The 23,067-nt window shown below is 31.2% G+C and carries 23 protein-coding genes; 7 read left to right on the forward strand and 16 right to left on the reverse strand.

The genetic code is table 11. The features are described 5' to 3' along the window. Positions 1 to 296: 296 nt before the first annotated feature. Positions 297 to 533: a NifU family protein gene (locus tag AQ1689_RS03850; RefSeq protein WP_058884028.1), complete on the reverse strand. Its 237-nt coding sequence runs from the start codon at positions 531 to 533 to the stop codon at positions 297 to 299. Between the two features lie 21 nt (positions 534 to 554). Next, the gene (locus AQ1689_RS03855; RefSeq protein ID WP_101915050.1) at positions 555 to 1,685 is read right to left on the reverse strand and encodes an Mrp/NBP35 family ATP-binding protein; all 1,131 of its coding nucleotides are present in this window, start codon (positions 1,683 to 1,685) and stop codon (positions 555 to 557) included. A 184-nt stretch (positions 1,686 to 1,869) separates the two neighbouring features. On the opposite strand from AQ1689_RS03855, the gene AQ1689_RS03860 reads away from it, so the two are divergent. Next, positions 1,870 to 3,405 carry a T9SS type A sorting domain-containing protein gene (locus AQ1689_RS03860; RefSeq protein ID WP_101955246.1) on the forward strand — a complete coding sequence of 512 codons (1,536 nt, stop codon included), beginning with the start codon at positions 1,870 to 1,872 and terminating at the stop codon, positions 3,403 to 3,405. Positions 3,406 to 3,508: 103 nt separating this feature from the next. On the opposite strand, the gene AQ1689_RS03865 is transcribed toward AQ1689_RS03860, so the two are convergent. From AQ1689_RS03865 to AQ1689_RS03875, 3 genes are read right to left on the reverse strand one after another with little or no spacing between them, the layout of a single operon-like run. Next, on the reverse strand, positions 3,509 to 3,835 hold the full coding sequence (locus tag AQ1689_RS03865; RefSeq protein ID WP_101955247.1) for an MGMT family protein: 327 nt from the start codon (positions 3,833 to 3,835) through the stop codon (positions 3,509 to 3,511). A 10-nt stretch (positions 3,836 to 3,845) separates the two neighbouring features. Next, entirely contained in the window at positions 3,846 to 4,517 is a 672-nt protein-coding gene (gene trmB / locus AQ1689_RS03870) for a tRNA (guanosine(46)-N7)-methyltransferase TrmB (RefSeq protein WP_101915047.1), read from the reverse strand. A 12-nt stretch (positions 4,518 to 4,529) separates the two neighbouring features. Then, entirely contained in the window at positions 4,530 to 4,748 is a 219-nt protein-coding gene (locus tag AQ1689_RS03875; protein ID WP_101915046.1) for a DUF6341 family protein, read from the reverse strand. 42 nt (positions 4,749 to 4,790) lie between these two features. Between AQ1689_RS03875 and AQ1689_RS03880 the strand changes: the two genes are divergently transcribed. Continuing rightward, the gene (locus AQ1689_RS03880) at positions 4,791 to 5,693 is read left to right on the forward strand and encodes a DUF6427 family protein (protein ID WP_101915045.1); all 903 of its coding nucleotides are present in this window, start codon (positions 4,791 to 4,793) and stop codon (positions 5,691 to 5,693) included. Positions 5,694 to 5,695: 2 nt separating this feature from the next. On the opposite strand, the gene upp is transcribed toward AQ1689_RS03880, so the two are convergent. Both upp and AQ1689_RS03890 read right to left on the reverse strand, forming a co-directional pair. Next, positions 5,696 to 6,349, reverse strand: a complete 654-nt coding sequence (gene upp / locus AQ1689_RS03885; RefSeq protein ID WP_101915044.1) for a uracil phosphoribosyltransferase — start codon at positions 6,347 to 6,349, stop codon at positions 5,696 to 5,698. Between the two features lie 155 nt (positions 6,350 to 6,504). Continuing rightward, a complete protein-coding gene (locus AQ1689_RS03890; RefSeq protein ID WP_101955248.1) occupies positions 6,505 to 7,284 on the reverse strand; it encodes an alpha/beta fold hydrolase in 780 nt (259 codons plus the stop codon). Positions 7,285 to 7,431: 147 nt separating this feature from the next. Here AQ1689_RS03890 and brnQ point away from each other — a divergent pair, with 147 nt between their 5' ends. Beyond that, positions 7,432 to 8,712: a branched-chain amino acid transport system II carrier protein gene (brnQ, locus tag AQ1689_RS03895; RefSeq protein ID WP_101955249.1), complete on the forward strand. Its 1,281-nt coding sequence runs from the start codon at positions 7,432 to 7,434 to the stop codon at positions 8,710 to 8,712. Between the two features lie 116 nt (positions 8,713 to 8,828). On the opposite strand, the gene AQ1689_RS03900 is transcribed toward brnQ, so the two are convergent. The 3 genes from AQ1689_RS03900 to AQ1689_RS03910 form a co-directional block, all read right to left on the reverse strand. Next, a complete protein-coding gene (locus AQ1689_RS03900; protein WP_058884019.1) occupies positions 8,829 to 9,338 on the reverse strand; it encodes a DUF3575 domain-containing protein in 510 nt (169 codons plus the stop codon). A 219-nt stretch (positions 9,339 to 9,557) separates the two neighbouring features. Beyond that, entirely contained in the window at positions 9,558 to 11,660 is a 2,103-nt protein-coding gene (gene feoB / locus AQ1689_RS03905; RefSeq protein WP_101955250.1) for a ferrous iron transport protein B, read from the reverse strand. Positions 11,661 to 11,672: 12 nt separating this feature from the next. Then, positions 11,673 to 11,897, reverse strand: coding sequence for a FeoA family protein (locus tag AQ1689_RS03910; RefSeq protein WP_058884017.1), 225 nt, complete (start codon positions 11,895 to 11,897; stop codon positions 11,673 to 11,675). 137 nt (positions 11,898 to 12,034) lie between these two features. Here AQ1689_RS03910 and AQ1689_RS03915 point away from each other — a divergent pair, with 137 nt between their 5' ends. The 3 genes from AQ1689_RS03915 to AQ1689_RS03925 all read left to right on the forward strand — a co-directional run bounded on the left by AQ1689_RS03915 (position 12,035) and on the right by AQ1689_RS03925 (position 15,480). Then, the gene (locus AQ1689_RS03915; protein ID WP_101915039.1) at positions 12,035 to 13,180 is read left to right on the forward strand and encodes a DNA polymerase III subunit; all 1,146 of its coding nucleotides are present in this window, start codon (positions 12,035 to 12,037) and stop codon (positions 13,178 to 13,180) included. Between the two features lie 83 nt (positions 13,181 to 13,263). After that, positions 13,264 to 14,676, forward strand: coding sequence for a sensor histidine kinase (locus tag AQ1689_RS03920; protein ID WP_101915038.1), 1,413 nt, complete (start codon positions 13,264 to 13,266; stop codon positions 14,674 to 14,676). A gap of 21 nt (positions 14,677 to 14,697) precedes the next feature. After that, a complete protein-coding gene (locus AQ1689_RS03925; RefSeq protein WP_101915037.1) occupies positions 14,698 to 15,480 on the forward strand; it encodes an enoyl-CoA hydratase/isomerase family protein in 783 nt (260 codons plus the stop codon). A 76-nt stretch (positions 15,481 to 15,556) separates the two neighbouring features. Here the strand turns inward: AQ1689_RS03925 and AQ1689_RS03930 are convergent, their stop codons facing one another. Both AQ1689_RS03930 and AQ1689_RS03935 read right to left on the reverse strand, forming a co-directional pair. After that, positions 15,557 to 16,222, reverse strand: a complete 666-nt coding sequence (locus tag AQ1689_RS03930; RefSeq protein ID WP_101955251.1) for an HD domain-containing protein — start codon at positions 16,220 to 16,222, stop codon at positions 15,557 to 15,559. A gap of 99 nt (positions 16,223 to 16,321) precedes the next feature. Beyond that, on the reverse strand, positions 16,322 to 17,311 hold the full coding sequence (locus AQ1689_RS03935) for an aspartate-semialdehyde dehydrogenase (protein WP_101955252.1): 990 nt from the start codon (positions 17,309 to 17,311) through the stop codon (positions 16,322 to 16,324). Positions 17,312 to 17,542: 231 nt separating this feature from the next. Here AQ1689_RS03935 and trhO point away from each other — a divergent pair, with 231 nt between their 5' ends. Continuing rightward, a complete protein-coding gene (gene trhO / locus AQ1689_RS03940; protein ID WP_101913953.1) occupies positions 17,543 to 18,574 on the forward strand; it encodes an oxygen-dependent tRNA uridine(34) hydroxylase TrhO in 1,032 nt (343 codons plus the stop codon). A 41-nt stretch (positions 18,575 to 18,615) separates the two neighbouring features. Here trhO and AQ1689_RS03945 read toward each other — a convergent pair whose 3' ends face one another. The 4 genes from AQ1689_RS03945 to rplU all read right to left on the reverse strand — a co-directional run bounded on the left by AQ1689_RS03945 (position 18,616) and on the right by rplU (position 22,427). Next, complete coding sequence (locus AQ1689_RS03945; RefSeq protein ID WP_101913954.1) at positions 18,616 to 20,388, reverse strand: tetratricopeptide repeat-containing sensor histidine kinase; 1,773 nt, start codon at positions 20,386 to 20,388, stop codon at positions 18,616 to 18,618. 10 nt (positions 20,389 to 20,398) lie between these two features. Further along, entirely contained in the window at positions 20,399 to 21,133 is a 735-nt protein-coding gene (locus AQ1689_RS03950) for a LytR/AlgR family response regulator transcription factor (protein ID WP_101913955.1), read from the reverse strand. Positions 21,134 to 21,494: 361 nt separating this feature from the next. Beyond that, positions 21,495 to 21,755, reverse strand: coding sequence for a 50S ribosomal protein L27 (rpmA, locus tag AQ1689_RS03955; RefSeq protein WP_101913956.1), 261 nt, complete (start codon positions 21,753 to 21,755; stop codon positions 21,495 to 21,497). Positions 21,756 to 21,791: 36 nt separating this feature from the next. Beyond that, on the reverse strand, positions 21,792 to 22,427 hold the full coding sequence (gene rplU / locus AQ1689_RS03960; RefSeq protein ID WP_101913957.1) for a 50S ribosomal protein L21: 636 nt from the start codon (positions 22,425 to 22,427) through the stop codon (positions 21,792 to 21,794). Positions 22,428 to 23,067 lie beyond the last annotated feature (640 nt).

Consider the following 23,067-nt stretch of genomic DNA (forward strand, 5'->3'; position numbering starts at 1 on the left):
TTAAATGACAGCGTAATTTTAACAGTCCTGCTTCAAAAACAGTAAATAATCCTGTTGGACCTGCTCCTATTATTAAGATATCTGTTGTAATCATTTGTTGTTGTTTTAAATCTCACAGACTTTAAATTCTGTGAGATTTTATTTTTTGGTAACTATTCAATGCGTTAGTGATTGAGCGGTTTGTTTGAGCTCTTTTTTAAATTTTTTCTATTTAAAAAAAGCGAGTAGCGAAAGCACGCCCGAACGCCCAAAAATAATACGTTTATAGGACTCTAAAAATGAAAAAAATCAGCTTTTTAAGCCACATTAATTACTTGTTCAATAACTGGTGCGTACTTTTTTATAGTTGCTTCAACACCATTTTTTAAGGTCATTTGGTTTACAGAACAACCGCTGCAAGCTCCTTCTAATTGAACTTTTACAATATTATTTTCTATAGATAAAAGCTTAATATTTCCGCCATCGCTTATTAAAAAAGGACGGATTTCTTCTAAAGCTTTCTCTACATTATGCTGTATTTCTGTTGCTGTCATACTCTTGCTTTTGAATTATTATTATTTAGTGCTACAACCACTCATAGTGGTTATACGAACCACTTCGGTAGCTGGTAAATTTTCATTTCTTTTTAACAATTCGGCAACCATTGCTTTTGTTACGTCTTTAAAGGCATTTTCTAGCGGCGTATTTTCTTGCAATGCTACTGGATGCCCTACGTCACCTGCTTCACGGATGCTTTGTACTAATGGTATTTCACCTAAGAAACTTGTTTTAATATCTTCTGCTAAATTTTTAGCTCCGCCTTGACCAAAAATGTAATATTTATTGTCTGGTAATTCGGCTGGTGTAAAATATGCCATGTTTTCAACAATTCCTAAAACAGGTACATTAATGCTTTCTTGTTGAAACATTGCAACTCCTTTTTTAGCATCTGCTAAGGCGATGTTTTGTGGGGTGCTTACCACTACGGCTCCGTTGATTGGCACTGCCTGTACGATTGATAAATGTACGTCTCCTGTTCCTGGAGGTAAGTCGATTAATAAGAAATCTAATTCGCCCCAATCTGCATCAAAAATTAATTGATTTAATGCTTTTGATGCCATTGGTCCTCGCCAAATTACGGCTTGATTAGGGTCGGTAAAGAAACCTAATGATAATAATTTTACGCCGTAATTTTCAACAGGTTTCATTTTTGAACGCCCGTCTACTTTTACTGACAATGGTTTTTCAGTAGCCACATCAAACATTAAATGTTGTGATGGTCCGTAAACATCGGCATCTAAAACACCTACTTTAAAGCCCATTTTAGCTAAAGAAACTGCCATATTAGAGGTTATGGTCGATTTTCCTACACCTCCTTTTCCTGAAGCGATTGCTATAATATTTTTGATATTAGGAATTACTTTTCCTTTAATTTCGTTCGGATTTTCTTTTTGAACAACCTCCACTTTTACATTCACTTTTACGTCAATAGTAGCATCAACATTTGTGTGAATTGCTTTGGTTATTTCTACCTCAGCTTTCTTTTTTGCTTGTAAAGATGGGTTTGAAATGGTTACATCAACAATTACTTCTTTACCAAAAGTAACGACGTTTTTTATGTTTTCGCTTTCTACTAAACTTTTACCTTCTCCTGGAGCTGTAATTGTTTCTAAAGCTTTGTATATATCTTGTTTTTTAAAACTCATTTGAGTATTTAATTTAATTAATGCTAAGTTACAAAGATACATTTTAGCCCGCAGAAAATAAAGGCTTTAGATGTTGATAATTGTTTTTACATTTTATTTTTAAATATATAATAGAAGCAATACTGTTAAAAATTATTTGGTTTGGTCATTATTTGCTTATTTTGTGATATCTAATATATAAAATATGAAACAAAAAGACTTTTTAAAATTATTATTTTCAGTAGCCATAAGCGTATGTTCTTTTAGTACTACCTACGGACAAGGACAATACACATGGACAGGGGCAACTAATAATGATTGGGATACCAATACAAATTGGGATAACAACGTTGTTCCACCAAACTCAACGGATGTAATTATTCCTAGTGGTTTAACAAATTACCCTACAAAATCAAGTGGATTTATCTTTCTTAATAGCCTTATTTTTGAATCAGGAAGTTCTATATTGCTTGAAGGTGGTAATATTTTTAGTGATATTACTTACAAACGAAACCTTACTTCTAACTGGCATTTAATAGCATCTCCTATTGAAGACCATACCTTTGAAGCACTTATTGCTGATAACGATTTTGCTGCAGGAACAGGAACGAATATTGGTATTGGTTTACATGACAATAGTCTTGCTACCCCTTGGCAATACAAAAGTGAAACCGCTACTGGAGCAATAGATAATAAATTAGGAATGGCAGTTAAGTTAAAGCCAGGTTCTTCTAGTATTGTTTTTAAAGGAAAAGTGTTTCGTGATGTAGCCGTAACCAAACCTGTTGACGGAATTACTGATTTTACCTTAATTGGAAACCCATATTTAGCCTACTTAGATTCAAATCTTTTTTTTAGTAATATGGATAATTCACTTCTTCTTAAAGAAAAAACAATTTGGCTATGGAATGGTACTGAGTATATTACAAAAAACTTAGCCGAGCCTATTAAAGTAGCACCAACTCAAGGTTTTTTTGCTAGAGCTATAGGGTCTATAAATGTTTATCCAGCGATGTTATCTCATCAAACTACAGATGTTTTTTTAAGACAAGCGCCTACGCCTTCTTTTGAATTATCTGTGGCTAATAATAAAGCTAAAAAATCGACTAAAGTATTTTTTATCGATAATAAAACTACAGGATTTGATAATGGTTATGATAGCAGTATATTTAGTGGTGTTAAAAATAAGTTTGCTGTTTTTACCCAATTAGTTTCAGATAGTAAAGGAGAAAAATTAGCAATTCAAACTTTACCCAATGCAAATTACCAAAACACGGTTATACCTGTTGGTTTAATTGCTAAAGCTAAAGAAGAAATCACCTTTGCTGTTAATTCTAAAAACCTACCTACAGATGTTACTATCTATTTAGAAGATAGAAAAAATAAGACCTTTATTAATCTTTCTAAAAATGAACATACTATTTCTTTAGATGAAAAAAGTAATGGTATTGGGCAATTTTACATACATACTCAGGCTAAAAAATTAAATACTGATACTATTTTAAATGATTTAAATAATATCAGTATTTACAATTCTGATGATAAAGAAATAAGTATTTCAGGATTACAAGGAAAAGCTGTTGTTAAAGTATATAATACTTTAGGAAAAGAATTAGTTCAAACACAAATTAACTCTAATGGTATTAATCAGGTTTTACTTCCTCATTTATCAGCAGGAATTTATATTGTTAAATTAAATACAGACTTAGGTTCTATCACAAAGAAAATTGTTTTAAAATAAGCACTTAATTATTCTTATAAAAACAAAAATAGGATTAAATCATTATTGATTTAATCCTATTTTTATATCATTTATATTCTTTTGAGCTTTAACTAAAAGCCGCTTACAATTCATCTATTGGATTCCAAAAAACAGTTTCGAAATTTTGTATTTGATTGTCAATAACAACAATTCCTTCACTTTCTAATAGTTGCTGCATCAGGTTTGTTCCATCAAAATGATGTTTTCCTGTCAGCAAACCAATTCGATTTACAACTCTGTGTGCAGGAACATCTTTGGTATGTGAATTATTCATTGCCCAACCTACCATTCGTGCCGATTTGGCTGCTCCTAAATACCTTGCAATAGCACCATAACTAGTTACTCTTCCGTAAGGAATTAACCTTGATACTTGGTAAACTCTTTCGAAAAAATTTTGATTACTACTCACGTAAATAAAGTTAATACTTTAACTTAAAACGGATATAAGTAATAGGTTTCCCTTTTTCTAAATATTGTTTTTCGTAAAAAGTTTGCGTAGAAGTTACTTCTTCTGGTGCTCCTTCATTTACGTAAACATTATGATTTGCATGTAAAATTTCATGCCCTTCTCCATGTAATAAACCCAAAGTATAACCGTGCATAAACTCGCTGTCGGTTTTTAAGTTCATGATACCGTCTTGTTTTAAAATATGATCGTATCTTTTTAAGAATGTCGCGTTGGTCATTCTATGTTTTGTACGTTGATATTTTATTTGCGGATCAGGGAAAGTTATCCAAATTTCATCAACTTCATTTTCAGCAAAAATGTGGTCAACTAATTCTATTTGGGTTCTAATAAAGGCAACGTTTTGCATATCGTTTTCGATAGCTGTTTTAGCACCACGCCAAAAACGAGCTCCTTTAATATCAATACCGATAAAATTTTTATCTGGATTTTTTTCTGCCAAGGCAATGGTATATTCTCCTTTACCACAACCAAGTTCTAAAACTATAGGATTGTCGTTTTTAAAGAAGGTGTTCCACTTTCCTTTTAAAGAAAAATTTCCTGTTACTTCTTCTCTCGTAGGTTGAAGTACGTTTGCAAACGTTTCATTTTCTTTGAAACGTTTCAATTTATTTTTGCTTCCCAATATGTCTGTAAATTATGCTTTATCTTCAGTTCCGTTTTTTCGAAAACCCAATGATTGTGACATCCAGTATCCAAATAACACTATTAAAATTAAAATAAAAACCCAGTTAACGGCATTTGAAGTCCACCAACCTAAGTCACCTTTTGCAACTTCTAATCGCAACCATTTGAAAGGTTGTAATATAAAAGTAAATAAATCTGCAATTAATCTAAAAATATTTAATCCTAACATAACTTGATTATCTTTATGTTTGCAAAAGTATAAAAAGAAACTATGTTAGCCAATTTTTTCGGTAAATCAAAACCTGTTAATTTTATAGTGCTTTTCGCACTGTTTTTAAGTTACTTCTCATTTAGCTTAGTAACCAAAGAAGTTTCCTTAGAAACAGCAAAAGAAATAATAGGTATCTTGCTTATTTTTAGTGTTTTCAATTTTATAATTACTAAAAATAAATTAACCTTTGACAACTCTTACGCCTTTTTATTTTTTGTATTACTTCTTGGTTTTTTTCCTGAAGCTATTCATCTTGATAAAACTTTTTTAGTAGCTTTTAGTATCTTACTTTTTTCACGAAAAATTTACAGCTTACAATCGTCTAAAAACAGCTTATTTAAGCTATTTGACGGCGGATTATGGCTTGGGGTTTCTTTTTTAATAGAGCCTTACTCTTTGCTTTTTGCCGTATTATTATACACCGCTATTTACCTGCACGAACACTTTACCTATCAAACATTATTAACTCCTTTTATTGGCTTTATAAGTGTTGTTTTTTTGTTTTTTACCTATTGTTTTTGGTATAATGAAATGCCGCTTTTTCACCAATTATTTGATTGGAATTTATCGTATAATATTGATTTTTACTTAACTACAAAGCATTTATTTTCAATACTATTTATAGCTGTTTTAGTATTTTATGCACTAATTTTAAAAACACCAAAAGCATTATCGGTACTAAATACCTTTAGAAAAAATTGGATTTTAACCTGTATTCACTTATTTATTGCCTTAATTACGGCACTTTTAATACCGCATAAAACAGGCACCGAATTGTTATTTCTCTTTTTTCCGATAGCCATTATTTTAGCCAATGGAATAGAATTATTTCAAAAAAGTTGGATTTCCGATGCCGTATTATTGTTGTTTTTTAGCTGTTCAATAGTCGCTAATTTTTTATGATATTACATTTTTGTACCAAAAGCTAAATCGCCAGCATCGCCTAAACCTGGTACAATATATCCTTTACTATTTAATTCGTTATCGATATCGGCAATCCATAAATGAGTGTTTTCAGGGAAAAATTTACTAATATATTCCACCCCTTCCGATGAACCAAGAACCGATACTATTTGAATTTCTTTTGGTGTTCCATATTTTTTTATAGCATCGTAAACCGCCACTAACGAACGCCCCGAAGCAAGCATAGGATCGACCAACAACAAGGTTTTTCCTTCAATTGATGGCGAGGCAAAATACTCTACTACAATTTCAAATTCGTCATCGTTATTCGGATGATGACGGTATGCCGATATAAAAGCATTTTCGGCATCATCAAAATAATTTAACAACCCGTTATGCAAAGGCAATCCTGCTCTTAAAATAGAGCATAAAATAATATCGTTAACAGGTGTTTCTATTTCTTTTACGCCTAAAGGTGTTGTAACTTGATTGGTTTTAGTGGCTAATTTTTTACTTAATTCATAGCCTAATATTTCACCAATTCGTTCAATATTTCTACGAAAACGCATGGAATCTTTTTGAATTTCAACGCTTCTTATTTCTGTTAAAAATTTATTTAAAATTGAAGTTTCTTTGGCTAAATGATGAATGTGCATGTTTAAAATAGTTTGATGCTAATTTACAAAATCTACTATAAAATAAAGCACAATGCCTAGCCCCGATTGAAGCATTTGTTTGAGCTCTTTTTTGTTTTTCCTTTTAAAAAACAAAAAAAGCGAGTGCGGAAAGCGGGAAATTGCTTCAAAAAAACTTAATCTGTAATAAATTTCTGAAGGATTTTTAACAATATTTTTTTATTGTCGATAGGACTCATATGCCCGCCACTAAGCTCGTGTAAAGGTGTGTTTGTGCGCTTTGCCTGTTCAGAAATTTCTTTAAAATTTAATATTGCATCGTTTTTTCCTGCAATAATTAAACGGTTTTCAATGCGTTGTAAAACGGCTTCGGTATTTGCTCTTAGTCGCATTCCTTGGCTTGCCGAAATATAACTTTGAGCCGTAATTTTAAAAGCTTCTTTTTTTGTTTGTGCTATTTCTGCTGGAAAATCTGCCTTATTTTTTGCTGTAAATAAATTAGAAATAGACATTTTCAGCAAACTTTCATAATTTGTTTTTGCCATTTTACAAGCTCTTTCACGTAACTTTTTTCTGTTTTGATCATCGGCTGATGCGCTTGAATTTAACAAGCATATTCCTTTTATTTTCTTCGGATATTTTTCAGCCAACGCCAATGCCACATAGCCTCCCATAGAATGACCAACTATATAAAATTGCTCAATATTTAAGGTTTTTAAAACCGATTTTACCGCCAAAGCCATTGCTTTCATTGTATGAATTTCGGCAAGAGAATCTGTTTTTCCATGCCCCAATAAATCAATGTAAATTACCCGATTTGTTTTTGATAAATTACAAACCACATCTTCCCACATTTTGGAGCTTTCTAAAAAACCATGCAATAAAACAAGGGGGTTTCCTTTACCTGATTCGGTATAAAAAATTTTAATATTTTTATAAATTATATAATTTTCCATAAATTTTAAAATACTACTATTTTAGGGTGTTTTATATAAAAAAAAGCATTGTTTTTTGAAGAGTTTTAATACTTTTGAACCCCTTTAATTTTTAATTGATTTTAGGTTTAATTTCACCCTTATTTATATTTATAAAAGTACTTAAAAATGAACAAAACGAAAGATATATACGTTACAGGTTTCGCTTTATTTTCTATGTTTTTTGGCGCAGGAAATTTAATATTACCTCCTTATTTAGGAAAAAATGCCGCTGATTTATGGAGTTTGGTAACCCTTGGTTTTTTTATTACCGCCGTTTTTATTCCTATTTTAGGAATTTTAGCCCACGCAAAACTACAAGGAACCATGTACGATTTTGGTAAAAAAGTATCGCCTATTTTTAGTAGCGCTTACTGCCTAATTGTCTATGCAATTGCGGTGGCTTTACCCTCACCAAGAACCGCTTCGGTTACTCACGAAATGGCAATTGCTCCTTATTTTGAAAGCAGTTCTTTAATAACAAGTTTACTATATTTCAGCTTGGTTTTTATTTTTGTAATGAACAGAAATAAAGTATTAGATTTATTAGGAAAGTTTTTAACTCCTTTAATTATATTTATATTATTAGCCATTATTATTGTGGGAATATTTACCACGCCAAGCGCAATGAACCCCTCAATATTCGATGCGCCTTTTGTAAGCGGTTTGCTTGAAGGCTATCAAACTTTTGACGCTATTGGCGCCGTGGTTGTTGGTGGCGTGCTGGTTGTTTCGATGAATTTTAATAAAAACACCTCTTTCGAGGTTAAAAAAGATTTAATTACCAAAGCAGGTTTTATAGCAGGTTTAGGGCTTTTAGTTATTTACGCAGGGCTTATTTATAACGGCGCATTATTTAACACTGTTTTTGCCGATGATGCCACTCGTTCAGAAGTTTTAAGCACTTTGAGTTCGCAAACTTTAGGAAATATTGGAACCTTATTTTTAGGTGTTTTGGTTGCCTTGGCATGTTTTACCACAGCGGTTGGGCTTATTACAGGAACAGCAGATTATATAAAAGGAATTTGCAAAAATTCGGATAAAGCCTATATGGCAACCGCTATTTTTGCTTGTGTTGTAGGTATTTTAGTTGGGCAGTTTGACGTAAAATATATTATAAATATTGCCCTACCTGCCTTGATGCTTGTTTATCCGACGACTATTGTTTTAATTATTTTAAACTTATTGGCTGATAAATATGCTTCAGGAATTGTTTTTAAAGCAGTGGTTTTTGTTACCTTATTTTTTAGTATTCCTGATGTTTTAGATTTTATTATTGATAAAGAACTTTTAGCGCCTATCAAAAATTTTATTCCACTAGCAACCCATAATTTAGGATGGGTTTTACCAGCAATTATCAGTTTTATTCTAGCAAATATTTTTCAGATGAAAAAACAAAAAAGCGCTTAAAAAAAGGCTTTTACTACTAGAAATAAAACCCCCTATATACATCTTTCAAAAGATGTATATAGGGGGTTTTATTTAACTTTCTATTGTTGATTTTTCATCAAAAAAAGATGAAATTTCTAAAATCTATATCCTAAATTGATACCAACTCTAGGAACAACAACTGGTGATTTTGAGGTAAACATATTTCTTCCTAAACCTGCATAAACATCAAGTACAAAACCACCTGATGACACATATTTAGATCCAATTGCCAAACCTAAAGCACCGTCAGTATATTTTTCTTCTATGTTTTCAACAACTCCCGCTGTTTCAACTTTTTTGTCTTTTTCACCACCGTTAATTCCCATAAAAACCTCTCCAAAATAATTCCAATTGCTATTATCTGTAAAATAATGACGGAAATAAGGCGTAATCATCCAGTTTTCATTATATCTAAAATCTTTGGATTTTTTTTCAAAATTAATCAATGTTGAAAGCCCTACTGATGAACGTTCGGTAGTGTAATATTCATAAGAAACTTCTACTGTTTTAAGCGCCAAAGCATCTAAAAGATCTACCTTAACTTCTTGTTGTGCCTGTGCAAATGAACCGATAAAAAGTACCGCTATTAAAAGTGTTTTTTTCATGTTTTAATTTTAAATGAATTGTATTTTAACTAAATAATCAATTATAATACCACAAAAATACATTAATTGTTTATTTCAAAACAAAATTAGACACTCTTTTCTATGAAGAACAATCGCAATTCGTAGCGCAGCCTTTTTGCTGTTTATCTTTAATAAAAAATTTATTTACTAAAAATAATACTGCAAAACCAACAGCTATATACGTTATAATTTCTTGCATTATCGTAGTATTTGATAGGCTAAAAAAGCCGATAAATATGCCAAAGATCCCATTCCAAAAAGTTGTAGCATTGGCCATTTCCAACTTTTAGTTTCTCTTTTAACAATTGCTAAAGTTCCCATACATTGCATTGCGAAAGCATAAAACAATAATAATGACATTCCTGTAGCAAAATTGAAGCGTTTTTCTCCCGTTTCTTCGTTTATTTCAGAGGCCATTTTTGCTTTAATCGTAGCAATATTATCATCGTTATTTTCAACGCTATAAATAGTTGCCAAGGTTCCGATAAAAACTTCTCTTGCTGCAAAAGAAGCAATTAATCCGATACCTATTTTCCAATCATAACCAAGCGGTTTTACAATTGGTTCGATTGCTTTTCCTGCCATTCCAATGTAGGAATTTTCTAATTTTACGGAAGCTATTTTTTGCGATAACTCTTGTTTTGATAACTCCTTATTTGCTGTATTTTCTGTAACATTTTTTTCGGCATTTTTAAAATTTGAAGCTCCGTTAGATGCTAAAAACCACAATACAATTGAAATCGCTAAAATAATTTTTCCTGCATCAAAAACAAAGGCTTTGGTTTTTTCCAACACATCAAAAAACACATTTTTTACCGATGGAATTTTATAATTAGGCATTTCCATTACAAAAAATGAGGTGTTTTTTATCTTTAATGTTTTATGTAAAATATACGCACCAATAATTGCAGAACCAAAACCAAGCGCATACAATCCTAACAAAGTTAAACCCTGTAAACCTATAAAACCAAACAATTTAGTATCAGGAATTATCAGTGCAATTAAAATAGCATATACCGGCAAACGCGCCGCACAGGTAGTAAATGGTGTTACTAAAATGGTTATTAAACGCTCTTTCCAGCTAGTAATTGTTCGGGTTGCCATAATTGCAGGAATCGCACAGGCTGTTCCCGAAATTAACGGAAAAACACTTTTACCACTCATTCCAAAACGACGCATAATTTTATCCATTAAAAAAACCACCCGACTCATATAGCCTGTTTCTTCTAAAATGGCGATGAAAAAAAATAAAATAACTATTTGCGGAATAAAAATAAGCACCCCGCCTATTCCTGGGATAATTCCTTCGGATAACAAATCGGTAAACATTCCTGCTGGTAAATTCGATTTGGCAAGGTCTGAAATACTCGCAAATAAACCGTCAATAAAATCCATCGGAGCAGATGCCCACTCAAAAACCGATTGAAATATCAATAATAATAATCCGAAGAAAATGAAATATCCGAATATTTTATGGGTAAAAATAGTATCTAATTTTGAACGAATATCTGTTGCTTTTGAAGCGTCAATTTGATAGGTTTTCTTTAAAGTATCATTTATTTTCTGATAGCGATAAATGGTTTCTTTGTGCTGGTATTTTTTTTGTTTAGATACATCATGGCTAAACAATTCTAAGGCTTTTTTTTCGGTTGAATAAAGTAAAGAGGTATGCTGTTTTGTAAGCATCATCCATAATTCATAGACTGAAAACTTAGTGCTTTTTTGAGCTAATTCTTCAAAATAATCAGCATCAATTTTAGTGGTGATTTCCTTAAAATTAGAATATACTTCTAAATTTTTAACGTTTTCTATTGCTCGTTTTAAAACATCAATTCCTTGATTTTTTCTAGCAGATATTAAAACCACTTTGGTATGTAATTCTTTTTCTAAATTTTCAATATCAATAGAAATCCCTTTAGTTTTCATTTGATCCGCCATATTTAAGGCTAAAATGATCGGAATTTCTAAATCTTGAATTTGAGAAAAAAGCAATAAGTTACGCTTTAAATTTTCAACATCGGCAACAATAACAATAACTGTTGGTTTTTCATTTTTTACCGTTAGCAAACTTTTTAAAACAATACTTTCATCCATCGAAGTTGGATTAATACTGTAAGTTCCTGGTAAATCGGTAATAATTGCTGTACTATTTTCTGATAATTGGCAAGTTCCTGATTTTTTATCAACTGTAACCCCAGGATAATTTCCAACTTTTTGAGTTAAGCCTGTTAATTGATTAAATAAAGAGGTCTTTCCTGTGTTCGGGTTTCCTATTAATGCTACTTTTATACGTTTACTCATTGATTATATCCGTTAAATTTTGGTAATTAAAATTTGGCTAGCCATCTCTTTTCGAATTGCTAAATGGCTTCCGTTTACGCAGATATATATCGGATCTTTTAAGGGTGCAATTTGCAGTAATTCGACTTCTGTTCCAGGCAAACAGCCCATTTCTAATAATTTTAAAGGAATAACATCTAATGATTCTTCGGATATAATTCCACTCTCACCAATTTGTAAACTTGCAATTGAACTCAAAATAATACGTATAATATTGACTAGCAAAGATACTAAAATAGAACGATTCTAAACAATAAGCCTGTAACAATCTTGCTATTTCTTTTTATTGATTGCTTGGTGTATTGTGCTATTATTTGAAATCTTATATTTGTTGCATGACTTTCGATAAAATTATAGGGCAAGAACATATTAAAAAACATTTACAGCAATCTGCGGATAACAACCGAATACCTCACGCACAACTTTTTGTTGGTAAAGAGGGTTCAGGAACGCTGCCTATGGCAATTGCCTACGCCCAGTATTTGCTATGTAATTCGTCAAATAATGCGGATGCTTGCAATTTAAAATGCAACAAATTACAACATCCTGATTTGCATTTTGCCTTTCCTGTAACCACCAACGATGCGGTAAAAAAACACCCTGTTAGTAATTTATTTTTAGCCGATTGGCGTTCTTTTATTGAAAAACAACCCTACGGAAGTCTTTTTAATTGGTCGCAACAAATTGGGGTTGAAAATAAACAAGGACAAATTGGGGTTGATGAAGCTTTTGATATTGTTAAAAAACTGCAATTAAAATCATACGAAGGTGGTTTTAAAGTGATGATAATTTGGATGGCAGAAAAAATGAATATCGCTTCGGCAAACAAATTATTAAAACTTATTGAAGAACCGCCCGAAAAAACGGTTTTTATACTGATTACTGAAGATGAAGAGCAAATTATAAACACCATAAAATCGCGCTGTCAGGCATTAAATTTCCCTGCTTTAAGCGAAGCTGATATTGCCAACGCCTTGGTTAAAAACAACCAGATATCAGAAAATGAAGCCATTAAAATAGCGCATCAATCCGAAGGAAATTACAACAAAGCACTGCATATTTTAAACAATAATTCGAACGATTTAATTTTTGAACAATGGTTTATTACTTGGATTCGTGCCGCTTTTAAAGCCAAAGGAAATGCGGCTGTTATTCAAGATTTAATCGAATGGTCAGAAACCATTGCAAAAGCAGGGCGAGAAACACAAAAACAGTTTTTACAATATTGCTTACAATTTTTTAGACAAGCATTATTATTAAATTATGGCGCAAATGATTTGGTCTTTTTAGAAACAAAAACGCCTAATTTTAAATTAGAAAAATTTGCACCTTTTATACATAGCGGAAATATTTTAATTATTGATAAAGAACTAAATGATGCGCAATATCATATTGAAAGAAACGGAAACCCTAAAATTATTTTGTTAGATTTATCTATTAAATTAACACGTCTTTTACATACAAAAGAAGAAAAAATTTAATTATAAAATTACACCAACAAATAAAACCATACAACTTGCTAAACATCCATAACATATCTTTACGAATTAGAATTTTCCTTTCCATGATATTATTGGTATTATTGGCATCGGTTTTAATTGTTACAGTAACCATAATTCAATATGGCGAACAAACCGAAGACTATAATATTCAGCGTTTTAACCGAAAAGAAAGTGCCACAAAACACGATATAGAAATTGAGTTAAAACGCAAAACAACCTACCCGATTACCACCGATAATTTAGCCAAAATATTTCAAGACCGAATTTACGATATCGCCTATGTTCATAAATTAACCGTGTCAATGTACGACATGAATGGGCGGCTTTTAAAATCGTCAATTCCCTATAATTTTGATCAAAAAAAAGCCCCCAATTTAACCACAGAAATTGTTACTGAACTGGCTAATAACTCCAATCATAAAATTTTAAAAAGCCGAAATAATAAAGGAATTACCTATCAATCATCATATACGTATATAAACGATACCCGCTTTAAACGAATTGGACTTTTAGAGCTGCAAATAGCCCAAGATAACGAAGAACAAAAGCAGGAATTACGAGAATTTATATCGCGTTTATTACTAGTTTATTTACTGATGTTTGTCATTGCTATTGCATTGGCGTATTTTTTATCGAGCTATATTACACGCTCTATTCAAACGATTTCTGAAAAAATTAAAGAAACGAGATTAAATCAACGAAACGAAAAAATCACTTTAAATTCAGCTAGTTCAGAGATAAATTCATTAGTTGATTCGTATAATAATATGATTGATCAGCTAGAGGAAAGCGCCGTAAAACTAGCCAAAAGCGAACGAGAACAAGCCTGGCGAGAAATGGCAAAACAGGTGGCACATGAAATTAAAAATCCGCTAACACCGATGCGCTTATCGGTACAAAGTTTTGAAAGAAGATTTAATCCTGAAGATCCAAAAATTAAAGACAAACTAGCCGAATACAGCGAAACACTTATTCAACAAATTGATGTAATGAGCGCTATTGCTTCTGCATTTTCAGATTTTGCAAAAATGCCCACACAGCGTCGTGAAAAACTCGATGTCGTAGATGTTGTAAAACATTCGTTAGATATTTTTACCGAAGATTACATTTATTTTATTCCAAAAGAACCCGAATTATTTGCCTATTTAGATAAAACACAATTAATTAGAGTTTTAACAAACTTAGTTAAAAACGCTACACAAGCAATTAAAGAAGATGAAAAAAATCCGAGAATTGAAGTAAAAGTAACTTCTGATGGAAATAACGTAAAAATCACCATTTCTGATAACGGAAAAGGCATTGCTGCCGAAAATAAAGAGTTAATTTTTGAACCTAAATTTACCACCAAAACAAGTGGAATGGGCTTAGGTTTAGCCATGATAAAAAATATAATTGAAGCCTATGATGGTTCTATTTACTTTACATCAACCCAAGGAATTGGAACTATTTTTACCGTAATTTTACCTAAAACTTAACACCTAAATTTAATGAATTTTATGGATTTCGAAAACATTTTAGTAAAAACTACTAACGGATTAGCAACAATTATCATTAACAGACCTAAAAAGTTAAATGCTTTAAATAGCGCTACCATTGAGGAATTAAGTACTGCTTTTGAAAGTTTAGAAGATGATCTGACTATAAAAACAATCATTATTACTGGAAGCGGAGAAAAAGCCTTTGTAGCAGGTGCAGATATTGCCGAATTTGCAAATTTCAACAGCCAAAAAGGAGAAGAATTAGCACGCTTAGGACAAGAATCATTATTTGATGTGGTTGAAAATTTAGCTACACCAGTAATTGCAGCCATTAATGGTTTTGCCTTGGGTGGCGGATTAGAATTGGCAATGGCATGTCATTTTAGAATAGCATCAGACAATGCTAAAATGGGATTACCAGAAGTATCTTTAGGCGTAATTCCTGGTTATGGCGGTACACAACGCTTACCTCAATTAATAGGTAAAGGAAAAGCAATGGAATTAATTATGACCGCAGCAATGATATCTGCTGAAGAAGCAAAAAATTGGGGCTTGGTAAATTATGTGGTTCCTCAAGAGGAATTACTACCATTAGCAGAAAAATTAGCAGGTAAAATAATGCGCAATTCATCGGTGGCAATTAGTGCTGCAATTAGCGCTATTAACGATAATTTTAAAGACGGAATTAACGGTTACGAAACTGAAATTTCAGAATTCGGTGACTCTTTTTCTACAGCTGATTTTAAAGAAGGAACAACGGCTTTTTTAGAAAAAAGAAAACCTAATTTTACTGGTAAGTAATTGCCTGTAATTTATTATTTTTTTAGAAGCAGCTAGTTTTCTAGCTGCTTTTTTATATTCTAATAAGCTCTAAAAATTACAATACACCATTAATTTCAGCATCAAATTGGGTTAAAAAACCCTGCATATATTCATGTCTAGCAAGCGCAATTTTTTTAGCTGTTTTAGTATTCATTTTATCTTTTAAAAGCAATAATTTTTCATAAAAATGATTAATTGTTGGGGCGGTTGAATTTTTATATTCAGCTTTTGTCATCTTTAAATTTGCGGGTATTTCAGGGTCGTATAAACCTCTATTTTTAAAACCTCCGTAATTAAAACAACGGGCAATTCCGATAGCGCCAATTGCATCTAACCTATCAGCATCTTGAATTACCGCCAATTCTGGGGAGCTAAATTTTTGAGCTGATGACAACTTATCTAAGCTATTTTTAAAAGAAATATGTTTAATAATATTTTCTATATGAAGAATTATTGATTCATTTAATTGCTGATTTTCTAAAAATTGACGTGCCATTTTAGGAGCAATTGTTTCATCGCCATTATAAAATTTAGCATCGGCAATATCGTGTAGTAAAGCACCTAACGATACTATAAAAACATCTACCTTTTCATCCTTAGCAATTAACAACGCATTTTTATAAACACGTTCTATATGAAACCAATCATGCCCGGCTTCTGCTCCTTGCAAGGTTTTTTTTACAAAGGCAATTGTGTTTTCTATTATCTGATTTTTATTCATGTTTCAAAAGTAAAAAAATCCTGTGCTATAAACACAGGATTTTAGCTCTATATAAAACAGGCTCTAAAATTAAGCAACCTATTAAATTATCTCTTAAAACTAAAGCAACTTATTAGCCACTAAATATTCGGCAATTTGAATCGTATTTGTAGCTGCTCCTTTTCGTAAATTATCAGCAACTATCCACATATTTAAGGTGTTTGATTGCGATTCATCTCTTCGGATTCGTCCTACAAAAACTTCATCTTTATTGTGTGCCAAAATTGGCATCGGATATACATTATTTTGCACATCATCTTGTACAATTATACCGTCGGTTTTACCTAAAATTTCACGTACTTTTTCTAAATCGAAATCATTTTCAAACTGCACATTTACAGCTTCTGAATGTCCGCCTGCCGTAGGAATTCGAACTGCGGTTGCTGTTACAGAAAAAGAATCATCGCCTAAAATCTTCTTTGGTTCTTTAACCAATTTCATTTCTTCTTTGGTGTAACCGTTTTCTAAAAATACATCGCAATGTGGCAAGGCGTTTCTTCCAATTGGATGCGGATATACCATTTCACCATCAATTCCAGCCTCTTCATTATCTAATTGCTGCACCGCTTTTACACCTGTTCCTGAAACCGATTGATAGGTAGAAATGACCACACGTTTCATCTTATATTTTTTATGTAAAGGTCCTAGCGCCATTACCAATTGAATGGTTGAACAGTTAGGGTTTGCTATAATTTTATCCTCAGCAGTTAAAAAATTTCCGTTAATTTCAGGCACTACTAATTTTTTGGTATCATCCATTCTCCATGCCGATGAATTATCAATAACGGTAGTTCCTACTTCGGCAAATTTAGGCGCCCAAATTAAAGAGGTTTCTCCTCCTGCTGAAAATAATGCTACATCGGGTTTCATATCCACCGCTGTTTGCAAACCTACAACACTATATTGGGTTCCTTTAAATTCAATTTTATTTCCTACCGAACGTTCCGATGCAACAGGAATTAATTCTGTTACAGGAAAATTACGTGCTGCTAATATTTGTAACATTACATTACCGACCATTCCTGTGGCTCCTACAACTGCTACTTTCATTTTTATTATTTTATAATAAGTTACTAAAACTAATGTATTTATTAAGACAAAGATTTAAAAAAAACGAATCATTTTTGCCTGTTTGCTATGATATTTTAAATAAACACTTAAAAAAAATCAAATTACTGCAAAAAGTCTATTTTCAAACAATAAAACACAAAAAACAAGTATATTTGTACTGATTTTTTAAATAAATCATCAAATTTTGTATCACTTAAAAACAAGTATAGCATGCAACTGTACAATAAATTAAGCGCCAATGAGCGTGCTGCTTTAATAGACGAAGCAGGAAAAGACCGTATTACTATTTCATTTTATCAGTATTATAAAATAGAAAATCCTCAACTTTTTAGAGATAAATTGTTCTTAGAATGGAACGAATTAGATGTTTTAGGTAGAACCTACGTTTCTTACGAAGGAATTAACGCCCAAATATCAGTAGCTTCTGAAAATTTCTTAGCCTTAAAGGAACAATTAGATGCGATTTCATTTTTAAAAGATATTCGATTAAACGTAGCTGTTGAACACGATAATAAATCGTTTTTAAAATTAAAAGTAAAGGTTCGTAACAAGATTGTTGCCGATGGTTTAAACGATACAACTTTTGATGTAACCAACAAAGGTGTGCATTTAAACGCCAAAGATTTTAATGAAATGCTAGCAAACCCAAACACGGTTTGTGTAGATATGCGAAATCATTACGAAAGTGAAATTGGTCATTTTGACGGCGCAGTAACACCTGATGTTGATACTTTTAGAGATTCGTTAGATATTATTGAACAAGATTTAAAAGACAACAAAGAAGATAAAAATTTATTGATGTATTGTACTGGTGGTATTCGTTGCGAAAAAGCATCGGCCTATTACAAGCACAAAGGTTTTAAAAATGTTTTTCAGCTAGAAGGCGGAATTATTGAATATACGCGTCAGGTAAAAGACGAAGGAATCGAAAATAAATTTATTGGTAAAAATTTTGTTTTCGACCACAGAAGAGCCGAACGAATTACCGATGACGTAGTTTCTAATTGTCATCAATGTGGAAAAGCTTGTGATGAGCATACAAACTGTGCCAATGAAGGTTGTCATTTATTGTTTATTCAATGTGATGAATGTGCTGAAAAAACAGAAAATACCTGTTCAACCGATTGTCAAGAAATCATTCAATTATCTTGGGAAGAACAAAAAGCATTACGAAAAGGTACACATGCTAGTAATAAAATCTTCAAAAAAGGACGTTCTGAAGTTCTGAAATTCAAAAAATAAATCACTAAAAAAAGCGTTCGAAAAGAGCGCTTTTTTTAGTTTTAATGCAAAGGTATTTTCAAGGAAACTTTTGTGCCTTTTGCCTTACCATTTTCATCAACCAAATCAATATAAACCAACGAATACTCATTTTGAAATTGTGTCGAAAAATTTTTCAAACGTTCTTTGGTTAAGTAAATTCCTATTGATTTTCTGTTTAACGTTTTATTATTTTTAATTCTAAGTGCTTCTTTTCTACCAATACCATTGTCTTCTATTTCAATTTTAATAAATTCTTTGGCTATTTTAACAACAGATATTTCTAGTTTTTTACTTCCTATTTTTGATGATAAGCCGTGCCAAATGGCATTTTCTAAAAAAGGCTGTAAAATTAATGGTGGAACTTTAATCCTTTCTAAATTTACAGATTCGTTAATAGTTTGGGTATATATTATAGCATTTGAAAGCCGTATATTTTCAATACTCATATATAGGTTCATTGTTCTGAGCTCTTCGCTTAAAGTAACTTCTTTTATAATAGTCGATTCTAAAATATTGCGCATTAGTTTTGAAAATTTATTCAAATAATACACCGCATTTTTTTGTTCGTTATTAATAATATACAATTTAATCGAATTCAAGGCATTAAACACAAAGTGCGGATTCATCTGAATTCTTAAGGTCTTTTGCTCTAACAGTAATATTTGTTTTTCATTTTTTAACAAGCGCTGTCTGTACATTGAATATAGCAAAAATCCAAAAAAAGCAAGCAACATTAATACTATAATTAAAATATTTCTATTTCGGATGTTCTTTATTTTAGCTATTTTATTTTCAATCGCTAAACTCTTTATTTTATTAGCACTTACTTCAATATCGTATTTATTAATAAGACTATTTACATAGCGAATATCTTTATTATTAAATCTTTTTTTAGCTATTTCAATTGATTTTTGATAGTAATTTAATGCCGCCTTATAATTTTCTGTTTGTTTATTTAATTCCGATAAATGATTATAACAATTTTCTAAATTTGATAAATTAGTATCTTTTAATCCTATTTCTAATGATTTTTTCAAATAATAATCAGCCTTTTTATCTTCTTTTAATTTCAAAAAAACCCAGCCTAAACTGCTGTAGACTTTTGATAAAATATCGCTATTTCCAATATCTTCAGCAAGTGTTTGTATTTCAACTAAACAGCTGTGAGCAGCTTTATACTGTCCTTTTATAATTAAAACATTGGCAATACTATTATGACAAATTATCATTACTAATTTATCTTTATTAAGTGTGTTATAGCCTAACGATTTTTTAAAATCAGCCAATGCTTTATCTAAATTTCCTGTTTTTTGATATGCAAGCCCTCGCTGTTGATAACTACTTGCTAAGCCACTAATATTACCTACTTCTTCCTGTATAGGAATCGATTGATTAAATAAATCTAACGCTCTTTCATATTGTTTTAAGGATATATAAATAGTTGCAATACTATTTATCGCAATACTAGCACTGTGTTTAACATCGTTGTTTTTACTTTTTATATTGGCTATAATATCTAAAGCTTCTTGATGGTAATTTAATGCTTCTCGAATGTTGTCTTGTTGGTTATAAGCATTACCTAACTTGTTTAATATTACAAGCGTTTCGGCATTGTTTTTTACAATTCTAACCTGTTTTAGTGCAGCTTTAAGCTTTGCTATTTTTTTAGACTTAAAAAAGGCTGCTTCTTTTTTACTGACAGTATTTAAAAATAAACTATCTCCATTTTTTTGCGCTAAACAAATCGGTAGTGTACAGAAAAACAAGAAAATTATAAAACTGATTATTTTCATAAAAATAGCTTTAAAATTTTTCTAAAAAGTCTGATTTCTTTTGACGAGAAACAGGGATTCTATGATTGTCTTCTAAAATAACATATCCGTCCGATTTTATAAATTGCTTTAATTTATTTAAGTTGATAATAAATGAATTGTGAATTCTAAAAAAATGCTCTTCAGGAAGTAGTGCATTTATTTCTTTTAGTTTTTTTGTTACCACAATTTTTTTATTATTAATGGTATGAATAGAACAATAGTTTCCGTCCGACTCTACAAATACAATTTCCGATTGTTTTAAAAAGATGAGTTTTCCATCGGTATTAATTGTAATTTTTCTTTTGTTAAATTTGTTATTAAAATTAGAAAGTATTTGTTCAATTTTTTCACTGCTATTACTTTTTTCATGATAATTTTTAACCCTATTTAATGTTACCTCTAAATCATCAGAATCTATGGGTTTTAATAAATAATCAATTGCATCATTTTTTAAAGCCTTTATAGCATATTCACTATAAGCAGTTGTAATAACAATGGCAAAATCTTTTCTATTTAACCTTTCTAACAATTGAAAACCATCCATTGTTGGCATTTCAATATCTAAAAAAAGACAATCAATCGCATTATTATTTATATATTTTATAGCCTCTTCTGCTTGAGTAAATGTTTGTATAACTTCTAGGTCATCATTAAAACTAGACAATTCCCACAAAAGTCCTTCTATTGCCTTAGGCTCGTCATCAACAATTACAGCTCGTAACATACATCAAATTTTACCTCAAATATAATCGATATTAGGCTAAATAAGAACACAAAAAGCTGAAAAACACTATTTAAAAAAAGGGAAAGTGCTTAAAATTAAAATAAAAACCATCCATACATAAATTGATACCATTTATACATAAGTTCTTTTTTCTGACATCTTTTTTAAAGATATTTGCATCTATATAATATACATGGGAAATCATTTTGATAAATTGGGGGATTAATCAAAATTGATCGTAAACAAAAGCATCACTCTAATAAGGTGGTGCTTTTTTTTATGCACAATATTTTAAATTTAGCGCATAAAAAAGCTCAAACAATAAATTGTTTGAGCTTTAATATATGTAATCAGAAATTTCTTAAGCCTCGAAAGGAACTATAGAAACGTATGATCTGTCATTTCTTTTCTTTCTGAAAGCAACAACACCATCAACTCTAGCATGTAAAGTATGATCTTTCCCCATGTAAACATTTTTACCTGGATTGTGTGTTGTACCTCTTTGACGAACAATAATATTACCTGCAATAGCAGCTTGTCCTCCAAAAATCTTTACTCCTAATCGTTTCGATTCTGATTCTCTACCATTCTTCGAACTACCGACACCTTTTTTATGAGCCATCTTATTTTGATTTTTTTAGATTAAACTTGTACGGGATTATTTTTCAATTCCTCCGTCTAACTTGTCTTGTAACACTTTTAAAACATCCCACTCACCATCAGCAGCTAATTGCGCTTGTTTTGGCCAAGTAGTAGTAACTAAGTGAGATAAACGAGAACTAGCTTCTACTAAAATTTTACTTAATGTAGCTGGGTCTTGTTTTGCAACTTTCGCAAAAGTATCGATTCCTGCGTTCACTAAAGCTTCAGCAGCTTTAGGTCCAGCACCTTCAATCTTTGTTAAATCATCGGCTTTAGAAGCTTTTTTCGCAGCTTTCTTTGGTGCAGCTTTAGCAGCCTTTGGAGCAGCTTTAGAAGTTCCAGAAGCAACGATAGATTCAACTTGAATTTCAGTTAAATACTGTCTGTGTCCGTTTTTCTTTTTGTAACCTTTTCTTCTTTTCTTCTTGAAAACGATTACCTTATCACCTTTTAAGTGACGTAATACTTTTGCAGTTACTCCTGCACCTGTTATAGCTGGGGCGCCAATAGTTACGTTACCATTGTCTGCAATTAGCATAACGTTCTCAAATGTTACATTTGATCCTTCTGCTGCTTGTAAACGGTGTACGTATACTTTTTGGTCTTTTGCTACTTTAAATTGCTGCCCTGCTATCTCTACGATTGCGTACATACTTTTTGTTTTGCGTTATTAGTTTACATTTTCCTCATGAAAATGAGGGTGCAAATATACGTTGTATAAAAATAACAAACAATCTAAAGCTCAGAAAATTACTACTAATTTGCATCAAAACAAGTATTTACTTCTTAAAAAAGCAATAATAACCTATCTATCAAAACATTTGAATTCATACTTATTTTTTTTTGGAGCTATTTCCCGCTTTCCGCACTCGCTCTTTTTTGAAAAAAAATCAAAAAAGGAGCTCAAACAATTGCTACAATCGGGGCTAAGCATCATCATCATATTTAAGATATTTCAAAAATTTATTTAGAGCCTGTTTAAATTTCATTTTAAAAAAAATTGTAACAGAATAATAAGAAATTGCATCGGTCAACCTGAATTCATTTCAGGTTCGCATCCTGATTTGCCGTAGTTCTCCCCTTTTTTTTGATGATTCTTGTCAATTCGAGTGATTTTAATGACTAGAAGGAATTAAAATTGTATCGAGAATTTGAACTCTTTTATATTAATGAATTTCATGCTAAAAAAATTCTCGATACAATTTTTTTGAAGGAAAAAAATCACTCGAACTGACAGCTTATTTAATTTTTAAACAGGCTCTTATAAAAATATTTTTCAACTAAAAAAAAGC

Origin of the sequence: Tenacibaculum finnmarkense (assembly GCF_900239185.1) — a bacterium.
Taxonomy (GTDB): domain Bacteria; phylum Bacteroidota; class Bacteroidia; order Flavobacteriales; family Flavobacteriaceae; genus Polaribacter; species Polaribacter finnmarkensis.